Below are 18,075 nucleotides of genomic sequence, written 5' to 3' on the forward strand. Positions count from 1 at the left end.
CTCGCTCCTTGAGAACAGGCCCGCCGCTTGGGCGGGCGCTATTTTAGTTACGCTTGTGGCGTATTCTTTTTGGCTTTCAGGCGGGCCAGCACGTCTTCGGCCTTGCGGTCGCTTGCGCCAATACCGGCGGCCTTCAAACGTGCGTCGAGCGATGAACCACTCTCCTCAGCGGCCATCTGGTCGGCGGCCTGCATCTGGGCGGAGTTAAGCTGCTGGCGTTCACGAATACGCTCGAGGGACTCCATGGCACTGCCCATGGCGCTGTTCTGGCCCGAGTGGCGCGCCGCCACGGCAGACTGAGCCTTCTGTGCAGATTCAGTCGCCTTCACCACGCTTACCTGCTGTTTGAGCTGGCGCAGCTGGTTTTCGGTGTTACGAATGGCACCGCGCAGGTTCTCGATGCTGGCATCGTACTCGCTGACGATATTACGCTCGGCGTCGAGTTCTTCCTGCATGGCCACCATGCGCTCGGCGACTTCCACTGCGAGTGCTTCTTCGCCTTTGTCCAGTGCGGCCTCAGCGCTCTGCTCAAGCTCGCTAATCTTGCCTTCCAGCGTGTCGGCTTTATTGCTGTTCAGCTGACGCTGGCCCATCAGGCGTGCCAGTTCGGTCTTGGACTGCTTGAGATGATGTTCGGAATCACGAATTTCCTGATCCAGAATACGCAGGGCCTGAGAATCAACGACCGCCTGACCGGTTTCATTGGCTTTACCGCGTAAGGCCGTCATGATTTTACTTAACATAAGAGTTGCTCCTGAAAAGCGTATTAAGATGAAAAATGGTTAAGAAAAGTGTTCCTGAATCAGACCGGCGACTTCCATGGCGGCACTGGCCGTTGCGTGCAGTTCAGCGCAAATGGACGCCAGTTTTGAGTCGCCAAATAGCTGGCCATAGGCCACGTAGAAATCACGCCCATCAATAGCGACGATGCCGACAGATGCCAGCGGTAGGGCGAGGCCTTGGCGCAGCAGCACCTCATTGAGCTCGGCCTGGTTGCTGACGCTGTCTACCGCCGCAATCGCCGTCATGGCAATCCATTCGTTGTCACTACGCGACAGGGTCAGGGTTAGATTGCCGTAATCGTGAAGTTCCCAGATCAGAGTCTGGTTGGCCTCGTCCAGGCTGAGGTTGGCATCCGGCCACTCAAGCTCGCTGGTATCGGGTTGTGCGGTAGCTTCGGTAACAAAACGATAAAGATCGGCGGCAGACCGCGCGCCGATGTCATTTGAAGTTGTCAAAACAGCAAGCTCCTTATGCAAAGTGAAATTTAGTTTAGCATCAACGCTAAATAACCTTCTAGCGAAGTACAACTCATTGCGATTTCGGCCAATGAATACACCTTGAGGTAAGGCGTCGGTCATGGTCTTGGACAAGTCGCGGTTTTCATCACGCTGCCTGTACGCTACCACGCCTCGCCTCTATGCTGGCTAATATCGCATGGCGGCTAATAACACATGATGGCCCAAGGTGAACCATACTGACCTAAGTGTGTTTCAAAAGCTGAAGTGTGTTTCAAAAAGCTGACGTTTGTTTCAAAGATAGAAACCCCGGCACCCGCTTGTAAGACCTGAGGGGCAGGTATGAGTTCTATCCCACCGCCAAGATCTTCGGAGTAACGTATATGCAGGATGCTGGACAAGGCCACACCCCCATTTGGGAACAAACGCTTGGCCATTTTGGCGATTCACTTGCCCGAAAACCCATGCCAGGCTGTGGGGCCGCAGCCAGCGTGACTGCCGCCTTGGGCGTGGCGCTGATTCTCAAGGGGCTGCACCTGAGTCAACAGCATGAGACAAGCGAGACCAGACGCGCTCTGCTTGATGAAGGCGAGCGCTTAAAAGAGCAGCTTGGCCCCTTGGCCGATAAGGACATTGCGGCATTTGAAGGATTGATGGCGGCATTTCAGATGCCCCACCATGACGAACACGAAAAAACGGCCCGATGCAGCGCGATTCAGCAAGCCGCCGCCACGGCGGTCGACGTGCCGCTACAAACGGCACGGCTGTGCCAGAAGGCTCTGAGCCTGTGCATCCGGGCGGGTGGGTGCAGCGAGCAGCAATTTGCCAGCGACACCCGAGCCGGGGGAGAGCTGCTGGCTGCGGCATTACGCAGCGTGCTGCTCAACGTTGAAGCCAATATTGACTCTCTGGGCAGCGAAGCAGAAAAACGCCGCACTCAAGAAGCTCACGATGAGCTCAAAGAGCAGGCGGCGTTGTTAGTGGCTCGAATCGCTAGGTGAAGCGGGATTAAACTGAGCGGTATGTGTCAGCAAAGCGCTTACGCAATTCGTTTTTCTGCACCTTGCCCATGGTATTGCGCGGCAGCTCCTCGACAAAAAAGACCCGTTTGGGCTGCTTATATTTGGCCAGGCGTCCTGCCAGGTGATCAAAAATCGTGGCCTCATCAAGCGTCGCGCCCGCCTGGCAAACCACAACCGCCGTTACCCCTTCGCCAAAATCAGGATGCGGCAAGCCAATCACCGCCGACTCAACCACCTGCTCCAGCTCATCGATAAGCTGCTCCACCTCCTTGGGATAAACATTGTAGCCCCCAGAAATCACCAGATCCTTATCGCGGCCCACGATATGCACATAGCCCTGGGCGTCACGCATGGCCAAATCGCCGGTGATGAAAAAGCCGTCATCGAGCAGCTCTTCCCGGGTTTTCTCGGGCATTCGCCAATAGCCGATAAACACGTTAGGCCCGCGGACCTGAAGAATGCCGATGTCGCCTTCATCGACTTCCGCGCCTGACTCCCGATCGATAATTCGAATATCCACACCGGGCAGCGGCATTCCCACGGTGCCCGCACGGCGCTCCCCTTGATAGGGGTTGGAGATATTCATATTGGTTTCGGTCATGCCGTAGCGCTCTAAAATCGCATGGCCGGTCTTGGCTGCAAACGCTTCATGGGTTTCAGAGGTCAGCGGTGCCGAGCCCGAGATAAACAGGCGCATGTTTTCCGCCGCCTGCGGTGTTAATCGCGCGTCCTGAACCAGCCGGGTATAGAACGTGGGCACACCCATCATCACGCTACCATGGGGCAATTCCTCAAAGATGATATCGGCATCAAACTTGGGCAGAAACAGCATGTTGGCGCCAGCCATCAAGACGACATTACACGCCACAAACAGCCCGTGCGTATGAAAAATGGGCAGCGCATGAATCAGCCGATCATCGGCACTGAAGTGCCAGGTTGTTACTAACGTTTCAGCATTGGACGCCAGGTTGCGGTGAGTCAGCATGGCGCCTTTAGAGCGCCCGGTGGTGCCGGAGGTATATAAAATCGCCGCCAGATCGTTTTCGCCCAACGTGACGATCTCCTCACAGGGCGCTGAGCGAAGGGATGTTTCCATCAGGCTGCCATCCGCCGCACTACCCAGCGTTGCCACCGCCGGGCAGCCGGTTTCAGCGGCAAGTGCTTGTGCTTCATCTTCTAGCTTGGGGCGGCAAACAAACAGCGCAGGTTCGGCGTCGTTTAAAAAGTAGCGAATTTCATCGCCGGTATAGCCGGTGTTCAAGGGCAGATAAACGCCGCCAATACGCAGGCAGGCCAAGTAAAGCAGTATTGCCTCAGGGCTTTTATCTACCTGGACGGCAACGCGGTCGCCTTGTGTCACGCCCAGCTCGGTCAAGGCACCGGCAAGCTGGGCGCTTATGTTCAGCGCATCGGTGTAACTATAGTGGCGGCCTTCACGAGTGGTAATAAAGTCAGCGTCGGCGCGCTCGCGCATCTTGGCGGCAAAGGTTTCAAACAGGTTGTGGTTCATTTGGCGGTCTCTCCCTTGGCCAGCTTGCGGGCGCGACGCGCAAGGTCACGCACTTCATTTGAGCAGGCAACGGTGCCCTTGGCGGTATAGTTTTCGTGATTGCGTTCAATGTCATCAAGCACATATAGATAGTTGACCATCAGCCCCGCCGCTTGCTTGACGCCTTTGGACGAGATATCGCCCAGCCAGTTGATGCGATGCAGTTCAGCGCCGTTGCCCAGGTGAAAGCGGGCGACAGGGTTGAGAGGCAAGCCCTTGGCGTTTTTGGCTTCGATCAGATAGCGGGCGGCCAGAGGGCGAATAATGGTTTTCAGGCGTTCTTCGCGTACCGCATCGTGGTGCCAGTCGGGCGTTTCAAGCTCACCCAGCGTGCTGCGCAGGGTTTCCGGCCACTGCTCATCCTCACGCTGCTCGGTGAGCCATTGGGCAAACCCGGGAACCGGCGACAGCGTGACGAAGTATTTAAGCTGAGGGAGTTCTTGTGAAAGCTCCTGTACCACCTGCTTGATCAGAAAGTTACCAAACGAAATGCCGCGCAGGCCGGTTTGGCAGTTGCTGATCCCAAAGAAGGCAGCCGTATCGTCATCTTCGGGATCAGCGCCGTTTTCTTCACCCACCAGAATCGGTTGAATGCGACTCGGCAGCCCTTTATGCAGGGCCACCTCGACGAAGATCAGCGGCTCGTCGCCAATCGCCGGGTGAAAGAATGCAAAGCAGCGCCGGTCACGAGCATCCAGCCGTCGACGTAGGTCATTCCAGTCCTGAATCTCATGCACCGCTTCATAACGGATGATCTTCTCAAGCACAGAGGCTGGCGTGTTCCAGTCGATTCGTTTAAGCATTAAAAAGCCGCGGTTAAACCAGGAGCCGAAAAGGTGCGCAAAGTCGTCGTCGATAGGCCCCAGTTCGGGCTGCTCGCGCAGCAACCCCAGCAGGTCTTCGCGCATCTTGACCAGCTCATAGGTGCCGTCGCGGGCCAGGTTCAAGCGCCGAAAAAGCTCCTGACGGCGCGGTTCGCAGGCGTCAAACAGGGTTTGTAGCGTGTAGTTGTCGCGGGCTTCTGAGTAGGCCGCATAGGCTTCATCAATTTGCGCAGCGTCGGCGGCAAAGTCGCTGGCCAGGCGTGCAAAAAAGCTGGCTTTTTCTGCGGCTGATAAGCGTTGGTAGATAGCTAGCGCCCGGCTTGCCAAGGCAATGCTGGAAGCTTCGCCGTCGCTTGCCAGAAGCGCCTGACAGGCACTCACCAGATGATCATGGTCCGGAGTAAGCGCCCCTGGGTTGCGGCGCCGTAACAGTGCATCACGCTGAGTGATATTGTTAAAAATCTCCTGCAGAAACATCATGTTCATGGCTCAGCTCCTTAACCCATTATCAAGTTGGGTAACCACAGCGCGATGCCCGGGAAGAGGCACAGCAGCAAGATGCCCAATACCATGCACAGCGCGTAGGGCAGGCTGCCCATCAGGATGTCGCGCAGCGAGATATCTGGTGCGATGCCTTTGATAATGAACAGGTTCAGCCCCACAGGCGGAGTGATCAGACCGATTTCCAGGTTGATGGTCAGGATTACGGCGAACCAGTAAGGGTCAAAATCGGCGGCCATGATAATTGGCAGCAGAATCGGCGCGGTCATGACGATGACTGCCACCGGTGGCAAGAAGAAACCAGCTACCAGTAAAAAGAGATTAATCACCCCCATTAACACCCAGCGGTTGACCTCCAGGTCGGCAATGGCGGCGGCCACCGTCTGAGTAATAAACATCGAGGAGAGTGCGTAGGCAAATACTTCGGCGGTGGCGATCACCAGCATGATCATCACACTTTCGCGCAGCGAGTCGCGCATGATCAGTTTGATCGGGCCCAGCTGCCACATGCGATAGATTAAAATGGCCAGCGCCAGACATAAGAAGGCGCCTACACCCGCCGCTTCCGAGGGTGTCGCCACCCCGCCGTAAAGCGCAAATAAAATGCCCGCCACCACGCCTAGAAAAGGCAGAACGCGCACTAACGCCTTCAAGTTGCTATCGACGTTGTGTTTAACCGTCTGCTTCAGGCGCTCGGCAGACTCCGCCAACGGGTTGTTATAACCACCGGCCATTTTGCAGGCGATCATCGTCCAGATCATGAACAGCCCCGCGAGCATGAAGCCCGGCACCACGCCTGCGATAAACAACCGACCGATTGAGGTTTCGGTAGAAATACCGTAGATAATCATGGTGACCGATGGCGGAATCAGAATGCCCAGGGTGCCGCCTGCGGCAATACAACCAGCCGCTACGCCATCCGGGTAGCCACGCACGCGCATCTCTGGAATGCCCATTTTACCAATCGCTGCACAGGTGGCCGGGGACGAGCCCGAAAGGGCGGCAAAGATGGAGCAAGCGCCGATATTGGAGACCGCCAGGCCGCCCGGTAAGCGCCCCATCCATAAGTCGAGCGAGCGATAAAGGTCGCGTCCGGTGGGCGATGAGGCGACAGCCGCGCCCATCAAGATGAACATCGGAATGGCGACAAAGCCAAACTCCGCAATGCGGTCAAAAAATGTTTCGCCAAAGTAGGTGAGCTCGGCAAGCCCGCGATCATAAAGTAGCGCCAGTAGCGATACACCGCCCAGCGCAAAAGCGATAGGGGTACCAATGGCCATGAGCGCAATCAGCGCGATGGCTACAATAATGCCTAAGGTAATCGGATCCATGCTCAGTGCTCCCCGCGCAGAATTTCAGCCACGTATTGCAGTACCAATAGCGAAGCGCCTAATGCCATGGGCATAAGCGCCGGCCAGAGCGGCGGGTTCCAGACCGAACCGGTGGTCCAGTTGCCGTGCATGGCTTCCAGTACATACACCCAGGAGGCGTAGGCAAGCGCTGCACAAAAGGCCAGGCCAAAAAGCGAGGCCACCAGGCGCATGGCTTTCTGGGCGATACCGCCCAGCGCATCAGGGACAATGGTGATGGCGACGTGGCCGCCGGTCATGAGTACGTAGGGGCTGCCCATCAGCATGGCGCCGGTCACTGAAAAAACGGTGAACTCGGTTTGCCAACTGGTGCTCATGCCCAGCACGTAGCGGATAAAGACCATCTGGCAAATCACCAGTACGCCCGCCACAAACAGGGCGCAGGCCAGATAGGCAAACAGGCGTGACAGCCTGTCCATCAGGCGGATATAGCTGCCGATAACCCCACCGCGAGCGGCGGGGGGATGCGTGGTTGAAGTTGCCATAGTTCCCTCATCAAGCTAAGCAGGCGACAATCGAACCGGACCACTCGTCTAATGCAGACAAATGGTCACAGGTTGCTGGGGTAAGTGCTTACTCGACGGCTAACGCCGCATCGATGATGGCCTGGCCATTGGGAACGTTATTGGCAAAGTTCTGGTAGGAGGTTTCACGGGCGATCTCGAGCCAGGCGTTGTAGTCCTCCTCGCTCATGCTGACCACTTCCACGCCGTTCTCTTCATAGACGTCAGCCATTTCTTGATCAATGGCTGCCGCTTCTTCGGCAAAGAACTGCTCGGCCGCTTTACCTGCTTCCATCAGGGCCGCCTGCTGCTCTTCATTGAGGCCTTGCCATACCTGCTCGGAAATCAAGATCGGCTCGTACATGAACCACAACGCGAAGTCGCCTGGCTGGGTCATGCACTCAACCTGTTCATAAAGTCGAAACGAGATAAACGACATGGAAGAGGTATTGGCGGCGTCGAGTACACCGGTCTGCATGGCGGTGTAAATTTCAGAGGAGGGCATGGAGGCGATTGAAGCACCGGCGGCTTCCAGCATCTCTTCAAACGCCGGGCCCGCGGCACGAATGTTTTGCCCAGAAACGGTGTCGGGGGAGGTAATGCACTGCTCGCTAGACGCGAAACCACCTGAAAGCCAAGCGTTGGACAGCACGCGTGCGCCTCCCTCCAGAATCACTGCGTGAATTAACTCCATGTATTCTGAGTCATTCAGGCGCTGAGCATGCGCTTGGTTGCGTACCAAACCAGGCATCAAGGTGGCGGAAAATTCAGGGTGGCGGCCGCTCGCGTAGTCCAGCGGTAGCGAGGTAATATCCAGGCGACCCCGAGTAAGCGCACCCCACTGCTCGCGGGCTTTGAACAACGACTGGCCAGGGTAGACTTCGATGGTAAGCCCCACATCCGCCTCAGCGACGTGGCGGGCCATCATTTGGACCATTTCATCACGGACATCACCTTGCCCGCCGGGGAATTGGTGAGAGGCGCGCAGCACGGTATCGGCGCTGGCGTGAGAAACGGCAATGGCCAAGCCCAGAGCGGTCAGGGTGGTACATAGGTAGCGTTGCATATGGCGTCTCCAACTGTTTGTTGTTGTGTGTTTGGAAGAGCTTTTTATGTGTATCAGAAAATCTGATATATATTTCAATAGTCCTTAGCTGTGCTAATGTCAAATAAGTGCAGCATACAATAAGTATAATGGCGTGCTTTTTTGGAGGTGAAATATGGCCGATACCAAACGTTCCAACGCGCAGAAGCTTCGCGATTCTCTTGAAGACGATATTATCAATGGACGCCGTCTACCGGGCGAACGGCTGGACCCCGAAGAGTTGGGGCAGACGTTTAACGTATCACGCACGCCGGTGCGCGAGGCCTTTCAGCAGTTGGTCGCCAGCGGCCTGGTCACCGTTTCGCCGAAGAAAGGCACGTTTGTCGCCAAGGTGGGTATCGACCAGCTAATCGAAATGTTTGAAGTGATGGCTGAGCTTGAAGGTATGTGCGGGCGACTGGCAGCCCGGCGCATCAGCGAGCCGGAGCTTGCTGAATTACGCGCCGCCCATGGACGCTGCGAGGCCGCCGCCCTGGCGGGTGATACCGACGAGTACTACTACGAAAACGAAGCCTTTCACGACTGCATCTATGCGGCGAGCCACAATACTTTTCTGGCCAGCGAAGCTCGTCAGTTAAAACAGCGCTTAAAGCCCTATCGTCGTCTGCAATTGCAGGTTCGCCAGCGCATGCATAATTCGCTAAGCGAACACCAGGTCATCGTAGATGCCATTACCCAAGGCGATGCTGCACTGGCTGAGCAAGCGCTATGCGACCACGTGCTGATTCAAGGTGAACGATTCAGCGACTTCGTGTCCAGCGTGCGTCGCATGGAAGCGCCCATCAGCCAAACGGGCTAGGTAATGTCCGTATCGGTGGGGTAATGGTCCTTGCCGACGCGTCGCGCTCAGCGGAAACTCTCCCTATTAACGAGCGGGAGAGAACATGACGCGCCATATTGCCTTATTAGCTTACCCCGACTGCCAATTGCTGGATGTCAGTGGCCCCTGGCAGGTGTTTGCCAGCGCCAACGCGCTAAGCCCGGAACCCTTGTATCGCTTAACCCTGGTCGCCGATGCGCCAGGGCCGGTGATGACCAACGGTGGCCTGGCGGTGCATGCCAGCCACGCCTATGCTGAACTTCCACAATTGCTGCCTTTGGATACACTGCTGATAGCAGGCGGCAGCGGTGTGATGGCGTTACGTCAGGACCGACACGTGTTGGCACTTTTACGTAAGCTGGCGCCTCACGTGCGCCGGTTAGGCTCGATCTGCTCAGGGGCTTTCTTGCTGGCTGCCGCCGGGCTTTTAGATGGCAAGCGGGTTACCACCCATTGGCGCCATGCCGAGCAGCTTGCCGAGGAGTACCCGGCACTTAGCGTTGAGCCTGATGCGCTGTATATACAGAGCGGCGATCGCTACACCAGTGCCGGGATAACGGCCGGTATCGATCTGGCGCTTTCGCTGGTGGAAGCTGACCACGGCGCTGACCTTGCCGGGCGGGTGGCGCGGGAGCTGGTGATGTTTCTGCATCGCCCCGGCGGGCAGTCGCAGTTCAGCGAACTTCTTCGCTGCCAGCAAGGTGCTGGCCCGTTACGCCGTTTGCTGGATCATCTGCATGCCGACCCTGGTGGGGCGCATTCGTTGGAAAGTATGGCGGCCTTGATGGCGGTGTCGCCACGTCATCTTACCCGGCTATTCAAGCGCCACTTAACCACGACGCCGGTTACTTACTTGACCCAGCTGCGCCTGGAGCAGGCACGTTTGGCACTGCTGGATGAGCAGCAAACGGTGTCGCTTGAACGATTAGCCGAACGCTGGCGCTTGGGCGGCGCTGAGCAACTGCGCCGCCAGTTTCAGCGTTACTATGGCGTTTCCCCTTCTGTGTATCGCCAGCGCTTCGGCGCGGCGGCTAAGTCTGCCCTTACGTCTACCCTCACGCCTACTCTTGTGCCTACGCCTTTGGAGCCATCGCCATGCCATTAACCGTTACGCTGTTATCGCTGTGTCAGGCGTTGTTGGTCAGCGGCAATATTCTGCTGATTGCCGTATCGCCCCTCATTGGCGCCTCGCTGGCACCAACGGCTAACTGGGCCACTGTGCCGGTGGCCAGCCAATGGCTGGGGCTGATGTGTGCCACCATTCCCGCCTCGCTGATCATGGGGCGGCTGGGGCGTAAGCGCGGGTTTGTGCTGGGCAATCTTATCGGCTTGATGGGTACGGCCGTGGCCATTTTGGCGCTACGTCAGCAAAGCTTTGGGCTGTTCCTGCTGGCGACTTGGCTGATTGGTATCGGTATCGGCTTTGGGCAGCTCTACCGCTTTGCGGCCCTTGAGGCCGCCCCCAGCGCACTGCGTGATAAAGCGCTTGGTTTAGTGATGGGCGGCGGAGTGTTGGCGGCATTTGCAGGCCCCTGGCTTGCCCGCGTTAGCCGCGAGCTGAGCGAGACGCCGTTTTTAGGTAGCTTCGTAGGGCTGGGCGTGCTCTACGCGCTGGCACTGGGCATATTACTTTGTACGCGGTTGCCGGTCGCTTTTGTGCAGGCAGTAGAGAGCGAGAAAAAGCCTTTGTCCGCTATCCTGCGTCAGCCTGGTTTTCTGCTGGCCGTCAGCGCAGCGGCCATCGGCTACGGCGTAATGAACCTGGCCATGACCGCAACACCGCTGGCGATGGCAGGGGCTGGTCACAGTTTTGACCATGTCGCCACGACCATTCAGTGGCATGTGGTCGCCATGTTCCTGCCCTCGTTTTTCACCGGCCATTTGACGACACGCTTTGGCGCCCCGCGCATGATTGCCGCTGGCTGCTTACTGCTGGTGGCAAGCGCTGTCGCCGCCCAGTTCGATGCCGGTTTTGCTGGCTTTAACGTTGCGCTGATTCTGCTGGGGCTTGGCTGGAATTTTACCTTCCTGCCCGCTACCGGCCTATTAACGCAAAGCTATCAACCGGCTGACAAGGCGCGCACTCAGGCGGCCAACGAGTTTCTGGTATTCGGTACGGTTGCCTTGACGGCGCTGCTGGCGGGGCCGTTGGTTAATACCCTGGGCTGGGCGATGCTCAATGCGCTCTTGATTCCTGTTTCGTTACTGCCAGTGGTGTTATTGATATGGCAACGACGGCCAAACGCGCCCTTGTTATCTTAAGATGTTATAACGCAGTTAATAAGGTCCATTTGTTTGTTAAGTCAGGTGTTTACATGATTGCTAAACGGGAACGCGGAAAACTGGAACGGCAGATCATTGCTTCTTTGACCGAGGCCTGCGAGCAGGCCAAGGCTGAGGTGCCCGGGTTTGTCTGGCTAACCCACTGCGTGGACTACCAGCACTTTCCCGAAAGCCTGGTGGTTATCTGGGTATTTGATACCGATGCCCATTTAGCCTCAGCGCTAAAGGGCGATGCCAAACAGCGCCTGCATGATTTCACGGCCAGCGCCTTGGCCGAGGCGGGTGTGGCGCTGGATAGCATCGCACAGCACATCGACTTCGATAGTGAGCAGGCGTGCCAGCGCGCCCACGGCGGTGACTGGCAGCGCCGTCTGCGCGCGCGAAGCGTGAGGCACTGATGGCCAAGAAAATCGACAGCCCCTGCATCGCCGCCTGTCAGTTGAAAGGCGGCATGTGCACCGGCTGTGGGCGAAGTATTGAAGAAATTCGCCACTGGAAATCCATGAAGCGGCCCGAAAAAATCGCCACCATCAAACGGGCCGAACAGCGTTACAAGAAGCTCAACAAGTAGCGGGCTTTAGGGATACATCATTCGGACGGCGCTCGATTAAAAATCACCCGGGGCGCATTGCAGGCAGGTAAGGCCCAGCGCGCGCCACTGGGCGACTACCGCATCGCGGTCATCCAGCACCAGCCAGGGCTCGAAGCCGTCTTCGCGCATGGTGCTGAGCAGGGCTTCCTTGACCGCTTCATCATCCACGTGGTCATGGCCATCCGGGCGCAGGTACATGGCGTCAAACGGTATGGCGTTGCGGGTCAGCCATTCATGAGTATGATCTCGGTGAGTGTCCGGGCGGCCGCTGCAAATGATGATCTGCTGCCCCTGGGCTTTCAATAATTTCACCAGCCGGGCGACCGGTTCGATCACCGGCGCTTCGGCCATAAACGCAAAGAAGGGGTCCCACTGCTTGGCGGGGCCCAGCACCCATTCGTGTACTTTTGTGGGGTGAAATTCAGCTAACGTACCGTCAACATCGACAATCACGGCGTGGGTCATGCAAGGCTCCTGTTATTTAAGGTGTTGGCATTTAAAACGTGCGTATTCAAGGCGTCAGTATTCAAGAACAGGGTCTTTTGTGTGGCGAGACGCGCACCGAGTAACGTGCGCCAGTTGCTAAGAGCCGGGTCGGATAAATGAGTAAACAGCGGCACCACACGTTCGGCGTTTAGCTGATCGGCAAGCCCAACCAGATGCGAGGCGCGTAGATGCACATTCCAGCGCTGCCAGAGAATGTCGCCAGCGGCCAGTTCGGCGCAGCGCGAAGGCGTCAGGTAACCGGTGTGCAATAAGTGAAAACCTGGCCACATGGCAGCTGTGTCGTCACGATCACTGATCAGGTTGAGGCTTGGCTGGGAAGCATCGGGGCGCACTAGAATCGCTTCTATTCTTTTATCCACATGGGAACGGCGTAGCGTAGCGGGGAGCGCCAGCAGGGTTTGCAGATTGGCGCGAATAATCGGGTCAATGGCAAGCGAAAGCCCGCGAGCATCCGCCTCTTCGGCTAGCCAGAGCGCCATCTCAAGCGCCCGGCCCGTTTCAGGCACCGGGAAAACCAGAGGGCGGTCCAAGTGTGCGCTGATAGCATCCACACATGCCTGCTGGGGTTGATCGTAGGTGCCGTAGGACGCATCAAGCAGCGCAATTTGCGCCGGTGGCGGCGTATCAAACGGAAACAGCCGGGACTCAAAGCAGGCGTCACCGCTATAGAAAATGCCGCCTGCCACATCCAGATGAATCCATACCCCGCCCAACGAATGGCCCGCCTGCCCGGTGGTCACCGGAATACCGGCGATCTGGCAGGTGCCGCGTTCGGGTAGCGGCTGCCAGGCGCGCCCGTTGGGGAGCGCTTGAGCTACCAGAGGCGTGCAGTAAAGCGGCAGCGTAGCGGGCAGCTCGCTGACGCCGCCAATATGATCGATATGGTCATGGCTGATAATCACCGCATCGACATCAAGCCCGCGTGCCCAGGTGACCGGCTCGCCCGGGTGCAGCGCACCACCTGCATCCAGCAGAAGCCGCTTGCCGTTGGCCTCCACCACAATGGCTGCGGGGCCTTTATCGCCCAGGCCGCTTAACATGTTGATGCTGGCGCTCATTGGTCGGGCTCCAGACACCAGCCTTCCAGGAGCGTCAGCGCTACCTGCTGGCCCAATTTCAGGGCGTGGGGATGATAGGCGAGCAGCGTTTCGCCACCGGCCATGCGCAGGTGAAGCTCATAGCGCTCGCCACGAAAGGTCTGGCGCTCAATACGAGCGGTTAAATCCTGCTGGCTGGGCGCTTCGGGGTGCACCTGAATATGTTCCGGGCGCACCAGCACCGCCTGATGACGCTGGGCAGCGGGAGACGCTAGCCCCTGCATCAGCTCATGGCCGCCAAGGCGCCTGCCCGGTGCGCCGGTACTTATCATCAACTGGCTGCCCTGGCCGATAAAGCTTGCCACCCAGGACGTACGCGGCTCGCGGTAGAGCGTTTCAGGCGTGGCCCACTGCACCAGCTTGCCCGCCTGCATCACTGCGATACGGTCAGCAAGCGCCATGGCTTCGCTTTGATCATGGGTGACGTAGACCATGGTGGCTTCGGTGCGGCGGTGGAAATCCGCAAAGCTGTGCTCCATGGATGCGCGCAGGTGGCGGTCCAGGTTCGCCAATGGCTCATCTAGAAGCACCACTGACGGGTCGGTGACCAGGCAGCGGGCGAGTGCCACGCGCTGGCGCTGACCGCCGCTTAAATCCTGCGGCGTGCGCTGGGCGTAGGGCTCAAGCGCCACTAGAGAAAGCGCCTGCTCAACGCGGTGCTGATAATCCGCCCCGCGCACGCCGCGTAGTTTAAGCGGGTAGCCGACGTTATCGGCAACACTCATATGCGGCCACAGCGCGTAGGATTGAAACACCATGGCCATGTTGCGCTGCTCGGGGAGCACGTGGTGCTGCTCGCTTGCCAGAAGCTGATCGCCCAGATGGATTTCACCGCCACTTACCTGCTCGAACCCGGCCAGCATGCGCAGCATGGTGGTTTTGCCGCAGCCGCTGGGGCCGAGCAGGGCGACAAACTCACCCGGCTCAACCGTTAATGAAAGCCCATCCACGGCTTTGTGTTCGCCAAACTGCTTGGTGACTTGCTTAAGGGTTAGCCCTGCCATGGCACGACTCCTTTGGGTAAACGCGGGGCCAGAAGGCTAAGCGAGAGCATGAGTGAAGCGACCATCAGCACGACCAGCACGGACACCGCCGAGGCTAGAACGCTTTCGCCACCTTCATCGAGGTTAAAAATCAGCACGCCCAGGGTTTCGTTACCGGCGCTCCATAGCAGTGCCGAGACGGTCAGCTCGTTGACGGCCAGCAGAAATACCAGCAAGCCCCCGGCAAACAGCGCAGGTGCAATCAGCGGCATCACGATAGTGGAAAGGCGACGCCAAGGGCCGGCACCGGCGAGCTGGGCGGCTTCTTCAAGGGAAGGGTCAAGCTGTGCAAGGCTTGCGCTGACCGGCTTTAAGCACACCACCAGAAAACGCGCCAGATAAGCCACGAAGATCAGCCCCAGCGTGCCGTAAAGCGCCACGTTGATAATGGGCAGTGGCCGCACGAACAGCAGTATGCAGGCAATCGCCAGTACCACGCCGGGCAGGGCGTAAGGCAGCTCGATAATGCTCAACGTCAGGTTTTGCAGGCGCGCTGGAAGCCGCTGGAGGCGGTAGGCCAGCGGCAGGCTGCACAGCATGAGCACCACGGCTGCGCCACCGGCAAGCCAAAAGCTATTGCGCATGGCGCGCCACGTGGCGCCCTGGCGGCCAATCACTTCATGGTAGGCGTTCAGCGTGGCGGTATCGGCATTGAGCGGTACGCCCATGGCCGGCACCAGCGAGCTGACCACCAGCGCCACCAGCGGCGCGACAAGAATGACCAGCAACACGCTGACCAGCAGCACCGTGACCAGCGCACGAAAGCGGCCGAGTGAGAAATCATGGGCGCGTCCGCTATGGCCCACCAGCCCGAAACGGCTGCGGCCCATCCAGTGTTGCTGAAGCGCCACACCCGCCAGCGCCAGCACACCAATCAATAGTGAAAGGGCGGCCATCTCAGCCAGTACACCGGTGCCAAAACTGGCCATGCGCTGATAGATCAGCGTAGGCAGCACGTAATAGCCTGCCGGAATGCCCAGCATGGCCGGGATGCCGAAGTTACCCAGGCTTGAGATAAACGCCATGGCGCTACCGGCTACCAGACCGCTTCTCGTCACGGGAAGTACGATATGCCGCCACACCTGATTCTGCCGGGCACCGCTGATGCGAGCAGCTTCGACAAGCTCGCGTGGTAAGGAAAGTAGTGACGTGCGCAGCGCTAAAAACACCAGCGGGGCACTTTGAATACCTAACAGCAGGGCGATGCCTTCCGCCGAGTAGAGCGGCTGTGGGCTGCCCAGCGGCGGTGCCATGCCGATGCTTTTGAGTAACGGGCTTGCCGGGCCAAATAGCTGTAGCCAGCTAAGCGCCGTGACCTGGGGCGGAATCATCATCGGCAGCATAAAGCAGAACACCAGCCATGCCTTGCCGCGAATGTCGGTCAGGGTAATCACGAATGCAAACAGGCTGCCCAGCGCAAGGGCAATCAGCATGCCCAGCCCCGAGGTATACAGGCTGTGTGACAGCGCTCGCCAGGTGCTCGCAGACTGGAGCACGCGCCATAGCGGCGCGTTGCCCCCTTGGGTCAAATCGCTTAACGCTTCGACCAAAAGGCGTAGGCTAGGCGCCAGGCTCAGCAGGACCACGGTAAGCGTCAAAAGGGTAAGCAGCCAGCGGTGCTGGCTGCCTTGGGTAAGACTCGGTGACATGATCAGCCGCCGAACAGGTCGCTGAAGCGCTGTTTCAGGGCTTCTTCCTGCTCAAGCGCCTGGGCGATATCGACGGACATCAGCTCGATGGTGTCGCGGGCGGGGAAGCCTTCCGGCGGCGCAACACCCGGGTGGGCAGGCAGATACCCCTGCTCGCTGACCAGCTGCTGACCTTCTTCCGAGAGCACGAAATCGACAAACTTCTGCGCCGCATCCACGTTCTTGGCACCTGCCATAATGGCGACAGGTTCGGTGACTGCACTCACACCCTCTTCAGGGAAGACAAACTCGACCGGTGAACCTTTGGCCGCTTCGCGGATGGGCAGGAAATCCACCACGATGCCGTAAGGCTTGGTGCCGGCTGCCACTGCGTTGAACACACCGCCGTTACCGCCCTGGGCTTCGGTGCGGTTGTCATGCAGGGCATCGTAATAGCTCTCACCCAGGTCAGGGTTCTCACTAATCGCCGCCATATGAATCAGGGCAGCCCCCGAATAAAGCGGGCTTGGCATCGTGACCAGACCTTCATATTCAGGCTTGAGCAGGTCCTGCCAGCTTTGCGGCTGCTCGTCAGCGCCGGTGTTGTACACGATGCCGGTGGTGATCAGTTTGGTGCCGTAGTAGAAGCCTTCGGGGTCAAAAAGCTCGGCATCAAAGGCTTCACGATTAGGGCTCAAATAAGCCTGAAGTTGGCCTTCCTGCTTTAACGACTCCATGGTCATGCTGTCGGCGATCAGCAGCACATCGGGGTTACTGACCCCAGCGGCAAGCTCGGAGCGCAGGCGGGTCATCAACCGCGTGGTGCCGTCGCGTACCCACTCTACCTCGATATCCGGATAGGCGGCCTGGAACGCATCGACCGTTTGCTGGGCGTCGCTGTTGGGCTGGCTGGTATAGAGCACGAGCTTGTCGTCGGCAACGGCGTTGGCTGAAAGAGCCAGGCCTGCCATCGTGGTGGTAAGAGCGATGGCGGTGCAGAGTGAGCGCTTAAGCATCAGAAGGTCTCCTGTGAGTGACCCTGCTCACACTACTGTCATCACCTTACAGCATCATGACAGTACGCTTTCGTTTGAAGGGGGCGAGCTTTCGTACATATCGGAAAGTCTTTCGTTAACAAAAAAGAGGGGAGATGAGAGCAAAATGAAGGGGCTAAACGAGCGCCGCCGAGCGCTGCTTGAGCGCGTACGCCAAGAGGGGCGCCATTCGCTGGAGGCGCTGGCTGATCAGTTTGGGGTGTCCGTACAAACCCTGCGCGGCGATATTCGCTTTCTTGCCGAAAAAGGCATGGTGCTGCGGCGCCACGGTGAGGTACTGCCGTTTCCCGACCGCGAAAATATCGGCTACGACCAGCGCCAGATCGTCAACGAAGCCGGAAAACGCCATATTGCCCGCCAGGCCGCCTCGTTGATTCAGCATCATCAGTCGCTGTTTCTAGGCACCGGCACCACCGTTGAACAGCTGGCCGACGCGCTGCACGATAAACAGGGCCTGCATATCATGACCAATAATCTCCACGCGCTTATCAAGCTTTCAGCCCTTGAGTGTGAGCTGGTGGTGGCAGGCGGCCGGGTGCGCCGCCGCGATCAGGACGTGATTGGCGGGGATGCGTGGCGCTTTTTTCAACGCTACCGAGCGGATGTAGGCATTGTCTCGGTAGGCGGGATGGATGCTCACGGCAATCTTTTCGACTACAACGACGATGAGGTCATGGCCCGTGAAGCGCTGTTGGCCAATGCAGCCTTTCGCGTTCTGGTGCTGGATAGCACCAAGTTTGATTTACCGCTGCGCTGCGCCGCCGGGCAGCTGGCCGACTATGACGCGGTGATAACCGATGCAGCATTACCCGACCGATTGCGTAGTCCGCTGGCCGCGCAGGGGGTGAGATTTTTGATATAAACAGACATTAAGTGCTCTGCAGGCGCTGCTTTGGCTTCTTGCCCAGAGCAAAAAGTCTATGCATTCCCTCCCTGTT

The 18,075-nt window shown here is 58.3% G+C and carries 19 protein-coding genes; 7 read left to right on the top strand and 12 right to left on the bottom strand.

Annotation, left to right across the window (positions count from 1 at the left end; genetic code table 11):
- Positions 1-47 precede the first annotated feature (47 nt).
- On the bottom strand, positions 48-743 hold the full coding sequence (locus INT33_RS07400; RefSeq protein WP_192538124.1) for a PspA/IM30 family protein: 696 nt from the start codon (positions 741-743) through the stop codon (positions 48-50).
- 39 nt (positions 744-782) lie between these two features.
- Positions 783-1,238 carry a DUF2170 family protein gene (locus INT33_RS07405; RefSeq protein ID WP_192538125.1) on the bottom strand — a complete coding sequence of 152 codons (456 nt, stop codon included), beginning with the start codon at positions 1,236-1,238 and terminating at the stop codon, positions 783-785.
- 383 nt (positions 1,239-1,621) lie between these two features.
- Here INT33_RS07405 and INT33_RS07410 point away from each other — a divergent pair, with 383 nt between their 5' ends.
- Positions 1,622-2,239 (top strand): cyclodeaminase/cyclohydrolase family protein, encoded by a 618-nt coding sequence (locus INT33_RS07410; protein WP_193091516.1) that lies wholly within the window; start codon positions 1,622-1,624, stop codon positions 2,237-2,239.
- Positions 2,240-2,246: 7 nt separating this feature from the next.
- Here INT33_RS07410 and INT33_RS07415 read toward each other — a convergent pair whose 3' ends face one another.
- The 5 genes from INT33_RS07415 to INT33_RS07435 form a co-directional block, all read right to left on the bottom strand.
- Positions 2,247-3,770 (bottom strand): malonate--CoA ligase, encoded by a 1,524-nt coding sequence (locus INT33_RS07415; protein ID WP_192538127.1) that lies wholly within the window; start codon positions 3,768-3,770, stop codon positions 2,247-2,249.
- Entirely contained in the window at positions 3,767-5,119 is a 1,353-nt protein-coding gene (locus tag INT33_RS07420) for a malonyl-CoA decarboxylase (protein ID WP_192538128.1), read from the bottom strand. The genes INT33_RS07415 and INT33_RS07420 overlap by 4 nt, the downstream gene beginning before the upstream one ends.
- Positions 5,120-5,130: 11 nt before the next feature.
- Entirely contained in the window at positions 5,131-6,465 is a 1,335-nt protein-coding gene (locus INT33_RS07425; RefSeq protein ID WP_192538129.1) for a TRAP transporter large permease, read from the bottom strand.
- A 2-nt stretch (positions 6,466-6,467) separates the two neighbouring features.
- Positions 6,468-6,989, bottom strand: coding sequence for a TRAP transporter small permease subunit (locus INT33_RS07430; protein ID WP_018917107.1), 522 nt, complete (start codon positions 6,987-6,989; stop codon positions 6,468-6,470).
- An 88-nt stretch (positions 6,990-7,077) separates the two neighbouring features.
- Positions 7,078-8,073: a TRAP transporter substrate-binding protein gene (locus INT33_RS07435; RefSeq protein WP_192538130.1), complete on the bottom strand. Its 996-nt coding sequence runs from the start codon at positions 8,071-8,073 to the stop codon at positions 7,078-7,080.
- A 154-nt stretch (positions 8,074-8,227) separates the two neighbouring features.
- Between INT33_RS07435 and INT33_RS07440 the strand changes: the two genes are divergently transcribed.
- From INT33_RS07440 to INT33_RS07460, 5 genes are all read left to right on the top strand, one after another.
- Positions 8,228-8,911, top strand: coding sequence for a GntR family transcriptional regulator (locus tag INT33_RS07440; RefSeq protein WP_018917109.1), 684 nt, complete (start codon positions 8,228-8,230; stop codon positions 8,909-8,911).
- 85 nt (positions 8,912-8,996) lie between these two features.
- Positions 8,997-10,037, top strand: a complete 1,041-nt coding sequence (locus tag INT33_RS07445; protein ID WP_192538131.1) for a GlxA family transcriptional regulator — start codon at positions 8,997-8,999, stop codon at positions 10,035-10,037.
- Positions 10,028-11,194 carry an MFS transporter gene (locus tag INT33_RS07450; RefSeq protein ID WP_192538132.1) on the top strand — a complete coding sequence of 389 codons (1,167 nt, stop codon included), beginning with the start codon at positions 10,028-10,030 and terminating at the stop codon, positions 11,192-11,194. Before INT33_RS07445 ends, INT33_RS07450 begins: the two co-directional genes overlap by 10 nt.
- Positions 11,195-11,247: 53 nt before the next feature.
- The gene (locus tag INT33_RS07455) at positions 11,248-11,613 is read left to right on the top strand and encodes a hypothetical protein (protein ID WP_192538133.1); all 366 of its coding nucleotides are present in this window, start codon (positions 11,248-11,250) and stop codon (positions 11,611-11,613) included.
- Entirely contained in the window at positions 11,613-11,786 is a 174-nt protein-coding gene (locus tag INT33_RS07460; protein ID WP_192538134.1) for a DUF1289 domain-containing protein, read from the top strand. Before INT33_RS07455 ends, INT33_RS07460 begins: the two co-directional genes overlap by 1 nt.
- A 36-nt stretch (positions 11,787-11,822) precedes the next feature.
- Here INT33_RS07460 and INT33_RS07465 read toward each other — a convergent pair whose 3' ends face one another.
- Genes INT33_RS07465 through INT33_RS07485 form a run of 5 tightly spaced genes read right to left on the bottom strand, consistent with a single transcriptional unit; the run spans position 11,823 to position 17,098 of the window.
- Positions 11,823-12,272: a phosphatase domain-containing protein gene (locus tag INT33_RS07465; protein WP_192538135.1), complete on the bottom strand. Its 450-nt coding sequence runs from the start codon at positions 12,270-12,272 to the stop codon at positions 11,823-11,825.
- On the bottom strand, positions 12,269-13,372 hold the full coding sequence (locus INT33_RS07470) for an MBL fold metallo-hydrolase (protein WP_193091517.1): 1,104 nt from the start codon (positions 13,370-13,372) through the stop codon (positions 12,269-12,271). Before INT33_RS07470 ends, INT33_RS07465 begins: the two co-directional genes overlap by 4 nt.
- Positions 13,369-14,415 carry an ABC transporter ATP-binding protein gene (locus INT33_RS07475; protein WP_193091518.1) on the bottom strand — a complete coding sequence of 349 codons (1,047 nt, stop codon included), beginning with the start codon at positions 14,413-14,415 and terminating at the stop codon, positions 13,369-13,371. Before INT33_RS07475 ends, INT33_RS07470 begins: the two co-directional genes overlap by 4 nt.
- Entirely contained in the window at positions 14,403-16,103 is a 1,701-nt protein-coding gene (locus INT33_RS07480) for an ABC transporter permease (RefSeq protein ID WP_192538138.1), read from the bottom strand. The genes INT33_RS07475 and INT33_RS07480 overlap by 13 nt, the downstream gene beginning before the upstream one ends.
- 2 nt (positions 16,104-16,105) lie before the next feature.
- Entirely contained in the window at positions 16,106-17,098 is a 993-nt protein-coding gene (locus tag INT33_RS07485) for an ABC transporter substrate-binding protein (RefSeq protein WP_192538139.1), read from the bottom strand.
- A 145-nt stretch (positions 17,099-17,243) separates the two neighbouring features.
- Here INT33_RS07485 and INT33_RS07490 point away from each other — a divergent pair, with 145 nt between their 5' ends.
- Positions 17,244-17,999 carry a DeoR/GlpR family DNA-binding transcription regulator gene (locus INT33_RS07490; protein WP_192538140.1) on the top strand — a complete coding sequence of 252 codons (756 nt, stop codon included), beginning with the start codon at positions 17,244-17,246 and terminating at the stop codon, positions 17,997-17,999.
- The last annotated feature ends 76 nt before the right edge of the window (positions 18,000-18,075 follow it).

Origin of the sequence: Halomonas colorata (assembly GCF_014897985.1) — a bacterium.
Taxonomy (GTDB): Bacteria; Pseudomonadota; Gammaproteobacteria; order Pseudomonadales; family Halomonadaceae; genus Vreelandella; species Vreelandella colorata.

Bases quoted from the DNA above. Each gene is read 5' to 3' on its own strand.
- INT33_RS07400 (WP_192538124.1), bottom strand. From the start codon at position 743: ATGTTAAGTAAAATCATGACGGCCTTACGCGGTAAAGCCAATGAAACC.
- INT33_RS07410 (WP_193091516.1), top strand. From the start codon at position 1,622: ATGCAGGATGCTGGACAAGGCCACACCCCCATTTGGGAACAAACGCTT.
- INT33_RS07415 (WP_192538127.1), bottom strand. From the start codon at position 3,770: ATGAACCACAACCTGTTTGAAACCTTTGCCGCCAAGATGCGCGAGCGC.
- INT33_RS07420 (WP_192538128.1), bottom strand. From the start codon at position 5,119: ATGAACATGATGTTTCTGCAGGAGATTTTTAACAATATCACTCAGCGT.
- INT33_RS07425 (WP_192538129.1), bottom strand. From the start codon at position 6,465: ATGGATCCGATTACCTTAGGCATTATTGTAGCCATCGCGCTGATTGCG.
- INT33_RS07430 (WP_018917107.1), bottom strand. From the start codon at position 6,989: ATGGCAACTTCAACCACGCATCCCCCCGCCGCTCGCGGTGGGGTTATC.
- INT33_RS07435 (WP_192538130.1), bottom strand. From the start codon at position 8,073: ATGCAACGCTACCTATGTACCACCCTGACCGCTCTGGGCTTGGCCATT.
- INT33_RS07440 (WP_018917109.1), top strand. From the start codon at position 8,228: ATGGCCGATACCAAACGTTCCAACGCGCAGAAGCTTCGCGATTCTCTT.
- INT33_RS07445 (WP_192538131.1), top strand. From the start codon at position 8,997: ATGACGCGCCATATTGCCTTATTAGCTTACCCCGACTGCCAATTGCTG.
- INT33_RS07450 (WP_192538132.1), top strand. From the start codon at position 10,028: ATGCCATTAACCGTTACGCTGTTATCGCTGTGTCAGGCGTTGTTGGTC.
- INT33_RS07455 (WP_192538133.1), top strand. From the start codon at position 11,248: ATGATTGCTAAACGGGAACGCGGAAAACTGGAACGGCAGATCATTGCT.
- INT33_RS07460 (WP_192538134.1), top strand. From the start codon at position 11,613: ATGGCCAAGAAAATCGACAGCCCCTGCATCGCCGCCTGTCAGTTGAAA.
- INT33_RS07465 (WP_192538135.1), bottom strand. From the start codon at position 12,272: ATGACCCACGCCGTGATTGTCGATGTTGACGGTACGTTAGCTGAATTT.
- INT33_RS07470 (WP_193091517.1), bottom strand. From the start codon at position 13,372: ATGAGCGCCAGCATCAACATGTTAAGCGGCCTGGGCGATAAAGGCCCC.
- INT33_RS07475 (WP_193091518.1), bottom strand. From the start codon at position 14,415: ATGGCAGGGCTAACCCTTAAGCAAGTCACCAAGCAGTTTGGCGAACAC.
- INT33_RS07480 (WP_192538138.1), bottom strand. From the start codon at position 16,103: ATGTCACCGAGTCTTACCCAAGGCAGCCAGCACCGCTGGCTGCTTACC.
- INT33_RS07485 (WP_192538139.1), bottom strand. From the start codon at position 17,098: ATGCTTAAGCGCTCACTCTGCACCGCCATCGCTCTTACCACCACGATG.
- INT33_RS07490 (WP_192538140.1), top strand. From the start codon at position 17,244: ATGAAGGGGCTAAACGAGCGCCGCCGAGCGCTGCTTGAGCGCGTACGC.